Annotated in this window: 5 protein-coding genes and 1 pseudogene; 5 read left to right on the top strand and 1 reads right to left on the bottom strand. The window is 57.5% G+C overall.

Annotated elements, in window-relative coordinates; genetic code table 11:
- From ACIF4X_RS29010 to sppA, 4 genes are all read left to right on the top strand, one after another.
- The coding region (locus ACIF4X_RS29010; RefSeq protein WP_397484673.1) for a hypothetical protein at positions 1-187 on the top strand (187 nt) is incomplete at its 5' end.
- A gap of 236 nt (positions 188-423) precedes the next feature.
- Positions 424-1,383, top strand: a complete 960-nt coding sequence (gene rluC, locus ACIF4X_RS29005) for a 23S rRNA pseudouridine(955/2504/2580) synthase RluC (protein ID WP_034155359.1) — start codon at positions 424-426, stop codon at positions 1,381-1,383.
- Positions 1,370-2,032 (top strand): HAD-IA family hydrolase, encoded by a 663-nt coding sequence (locus ACIF4X_RS29000; RefSeq protein WP_397484672.1) that lies wholly within the window; start codon positions 1,370-1,372, stop codon positions 2,030-2,032. The genes rluC and ACIF4X_RS29000 overlap by 14 nt, the downstream gene beginning before the upstream one ends.
- Positions 2,033-2,056: 24 nt before the next feature.
- Positions 2,057-3,046, top strand: a complete 990-nt coding sequence (gene sppA / locus ACIF4X_RS28995; protein WP_122842557.1) for a signal peptide peptidase SppA — start codon at positions 2,057-2,059, stop codon at positions 3,044-3,046.
- A gap of 94 nt (positions 3,047-3,140) precedes the next feature.
- Here the strand turns inward: sppA and ACIF4X_RS28990 are convergent, their stop codons facing one another.
- Positions 3,141-3,719, bottom strand: coding sequence for a Maf family protein (locus ACIF4X_RS28990; protein WP_397484671.1), 579 nt, complete (start codon positions 3,717-3,719; stop codon positions 3,141-3,143).
- 105 nt (positions 3,720-3,824) lie between these two features.
- Here ACIF4X_RS28990 and ACIF4X_RS28985 point away from each other — a divergent pair.
- A pseudogene (locus ACIF4X_RS28985) lies at positions 3,825-4,119 on the top strand (metal-binding protein); the annotation flags it as partial.

Raw genomic sequence — 4,119 nt, 5'->3', positions numbered from 1 at the left:
GGAGCATCCCGGCGGCGAGGCGTTTCTGTCGTTCGTCAACGCGTGGATCGAACTGGCGGGCATGCTCAATGAGTTGTCACGCATCATGGCTAATTCAGGCGTTGTTTCCGAAGCATTCGCTCGGGGTCATCTGCAGCTGACTGCACTTTGTGAACTGGCCTTGAATGTGTGCCTGCCAGGCGAGTAAAAACTCTGCTCGGCGGTGTAATTCAGGCCTCATGTCACCTGCGCTCGTTACAACTGAAAACTCCACCGTTACGTAGCGAAAGCCCCGTAGGACGGCCTCGCGTCCTGGTGAATTGCGTTGGTCAGGGCCGGTTTTTGACCGTGATTCCTCTGTCCAGGCCGCTTTTGGCGGCGTTCGCGACTATAGCAGCAATGATTAAGTGCTTCAATTCCATAAAAATTGTTATCATCCGCGGCATGACAACTACTGCCCCTTCGACTCCAGGCGTTCAATTGCTTGAAGTCTCGCCGGAGTATGCCGGCCAACGAATCGACAATTTTCTCCTCGCCCGGCTCAAAGGCGTGCCCAAGACCTTGATTTACCGCATTTTGCGTAAAGGCGAAGTGCGCGTGAACAAAGGTCGGATCAAGCCCGAATACAAGCTGCAGGCCGGTGATATCGTGCGCGTGCCGCCGGTTCGCGTGCCTGAGCGTGACGAGCCGGTGCCACTGGCCCAAGGCCTGTTGCAGCGCCTGGAAGCCTCGATTGTCTTCGAAGACAAAGCTCTGATTGTGATCAACAAGCCCGCCGGCATTGCGGTTCACGGCGGCAGTGGCTTGAACTTCGGCGTGATCGAAGCCTTTCGTCAGTTGCGTCCTGATGCCAAAGAGCTGGAATTGGTTCACCGTCTCGACCGTGACACCTCCGGCCTGCTGATGATCGCGAAAAAGCGCAGCATGTTGCGTCACTTGCATGAGCAATTGCGCGGCGATGGCGTCGACAAGCGCTACATGGCGCTGGTTCGCGGCAACTGGGCGACCTCGATCAAGAAAGTCAGTGCGCCATTGCTCAAGAGCAATTTGCGTTCCGGCGAGCGTATGGTTGAAGTCAACGACGAAGGCAAAGAAGCCCTGACGATGTTCAAGGTGCTGCGCCGTTTCGGTGATTTCGCCACCATGGTCGAGGCCAAGCCGGTGACCGGTCGCACCCACCAGATTCGCGTGCACACGTTGCATGCTGGCCATTGCATTGCTGGTGACAGCAAGTATGGCGACGAGGATTTCACCAAGGAAATCCGCGATCTGGGCGGTAAGCGCCTGTTCCTGCATGCTTACATGCTGACTGTGCCGCTGCCCGATGGCGGCAAGCTGACCCTGCAGGCGCCGGTCGATGAAATGTGGGCCAAGACCGTGGAGCGATTGAGTGCGCCCATCTGATTACAAGCTGCTGATTTTCGATTGGGACGGCACGCTGGCCGATTCCATCCATCGGATTGTCGAGGCGATGCACTCGGCGTCCGGGCGCTCCGGTTTCGAGTTGCGCGATGACTTTGCCGTCAAAGGCATTATCGGTCTGGGCTTGCCCGAGGCGATTCGCACGCTGTATCCCGAGATCAGCGATGCCGAAATGACCCTGTTTCGCGAGTATTACGCCGATCACTACATCGCTGCAGAGGCCGTACCTTCGCCGTTGTTCGAAGGTGTTGTCGAGTCGATGGCGTCATTTCGTGAGCAGGGTTATCACCTGGCTGTCGCCACCGGCAAGAATCGTCGCGGGCTGGATCGGGTGCTCAAGGCCAATGGCTGGGAAGCGTATTTCGATATCACCCGCGCTGCCGATGAAACTGCCAGCAAGCCACACCCTCTGATGCTGGAGCAGATCCTTGCGCATTGTGGTGTGCGTCCTGAGCAAGCGCTGATGGTTGGCGACTCGTCTTTCGATCTGCTGATGGCGCGTAACGCTGGGATGGATTCGGTTGCGGTCAGTTATGGCGCGCAATCGATCGAATCGCTGCAACAGTTCGAGCCGCGTCTGTCGATCGACCGTTTTTGTGAATTGCATGCCTGGCTGGGACAGCAGGCTTAATACGTTTTTGCTGGGGTGGATGGCATGACCGACGAATGGAAAGCACCGGCCAAGGCAAGTGCCGACGGCGGTGACGAGAAAAGCTGGAAGCTGCTGGAGAAGACGCTGCTGGCTGGTGTCCAGGAACAGCGTCGTTCACGGCGTTGGGGGATTTTCTTCAAGCTGCTGACGTTTGTTTATCTGTTTGTTGCGCTGATTTTGTTCACGCCGCTGATGGACATGGAAAAAAGCGCCACGCGTGGGCCGAACTACACTGCGTTGATCGACGTCACTGGCATGATCGCCGACAAAGAACCGGCCAGCGCCGACAACATTGTCGGCAGTCTGCGAGCGGCGTTCGAGGACAAGAAGGTCAAGGGCGTGATCCTGCGGATCAACAGTCCTGGCGGCAGTCCGGTTCAGTCGGGTTATGTGTATGACGAGATCAAGCGTCTGCGCGGCCTGCACCCGGAGATCAAGGTGTATGCGGTGATTTCCGATCTGGGGGCGTCCGGCGCTTATTATATCGCCAGTGCGGCGGATCAGATCTACGCCGACAAGGCGAGTCTGGTTGGCTCCATTGGGGTGACGGCGGCCGGTTACGGCTTTGTCGGCACCATGGAAAAACTTGGCGTCGAACGTCGTACGTACACCTCGGGCGAGCACAAGTCGTTCCTCGATCCGTTCCAGCCGCAGAAGCCTGAAGAAACGGCGTTCTGGCAGAGCGTGCTGGATACCACGCACAAGCAGTTCATCAACAGCGTCAAGCAGGGGCGTGGCGATCGTCTGAAAGACAAAGAACATCCGGAGCTGTTCTCCGGGCTGGTCTGGTCGGGCGAACAGGCGCTGCCGCTGGGTCTGATTGACGGTCTGGGCAATGCCAGTTCGGTGGCGCGGGATGTGATTGGCGAGAAAGAGCTGGTGGATTTCACCGTTCAGGAGTCGCCGTTCGATCGCTTCTCGAAAAAGCTCGGTGCCAGCGTGGCTGAGCAGTTGGCAATGTGGATGGGTTTCCACGGGCCTTCGTTGCGCTGATTCGTTGTAAAGGTCAAAAGATCGCAGCCTGCGGCAGCTCCTACATGGGAAGGTAAATCCCTGTAGGAGCTGCCGCAGGCTGCGATCTTTTGCTTTAAGGGATCTGCACACCTTCAGCCAGCAACATGTCGATCAGCCGAATTAGCGGCAAACCGATCAGGCTGGTCGCGTCCGGGCCTTCGGTCGACTGAAACAGGCTCACCCCCAGTCCTTCCGCCTTGAAGCTGCCTGCGCAGTCATACGGCTGCTCGATGCGCAGATAGCGCTCAACGCGCGCCTGATCGAGTTGGCGCATATGGACGGTGAATGGCACGCAGTCGACCTGGCATTCGCCCGTCTGGCTATTGAGCAGGGCCAGGCCGGTCAGAAAGGTCACGCTGGCGCCGCTGGCAGCCATCAGTTGCTCGCGGGCGTTCTCGAAGGTGTGTGGCTTGCCGATAATCTGCTCGCCGAGCACAGCGACCTGGTCCGAACCGATAATCAGATGAGTGGGGTGGCTGTCGGCCAGTGCCCGGGCTTTTTGTTCGGCAAGGCGTTTGACCAGTTCGATGGCGGACTCTCCCGGGCGATGGCTTTCATCGATATCGGGCGAGCTGCAGACGAACGGCAGGTGCAGGCGGGCGAGCAATTCGCGACGATAGGTCGAGCTTGAAGCGAGTAATAAAGGCAGCATTCGCGTCTCCTGAGGCAGGTGCGAATTCTAGCGGAGACACGCAAGTGACGGACAGGGCACAATTTCCTTTGACATGGGTGGGTGCATCCCTATAATGCTGCGCCTATGTTGAATGACCCGATTCCACCTCACGTTGACCCGCGCAAATTGGCTGATCGTGGCACCACCCTTCAAGGTGAAATGCTGCTGGCCGATTTGGAGAGACTCTGCGACCCGCTTTCCGACAATGTCGGTACGGTGCAGGCGAAATTCGTTTTTGAACGAGATGAACGTAAATCTGTGGTAATCCACAGCTTTATCGACACCGAGGTCAAAATGTTTTGCCAGCGTTGTCTTGAGCTGGTCACCCTGCCGATCCATAGCGAATGCAGTTATGCTGTGGTGAAAGAGTGTGCGTATA

This window comes from Pseudomonas sp. NPDC085632 (assembly GCF_044541255.1).
Lineage (GTDB): Bacteria > Pseudomonadota > Gammaproteobacteria > Pseudomonadales > Pseudomonadaceae > Aquipseudomonas.
This window is presented reverse-complemented; position numbering and strand designations above follow the sequence as displayed.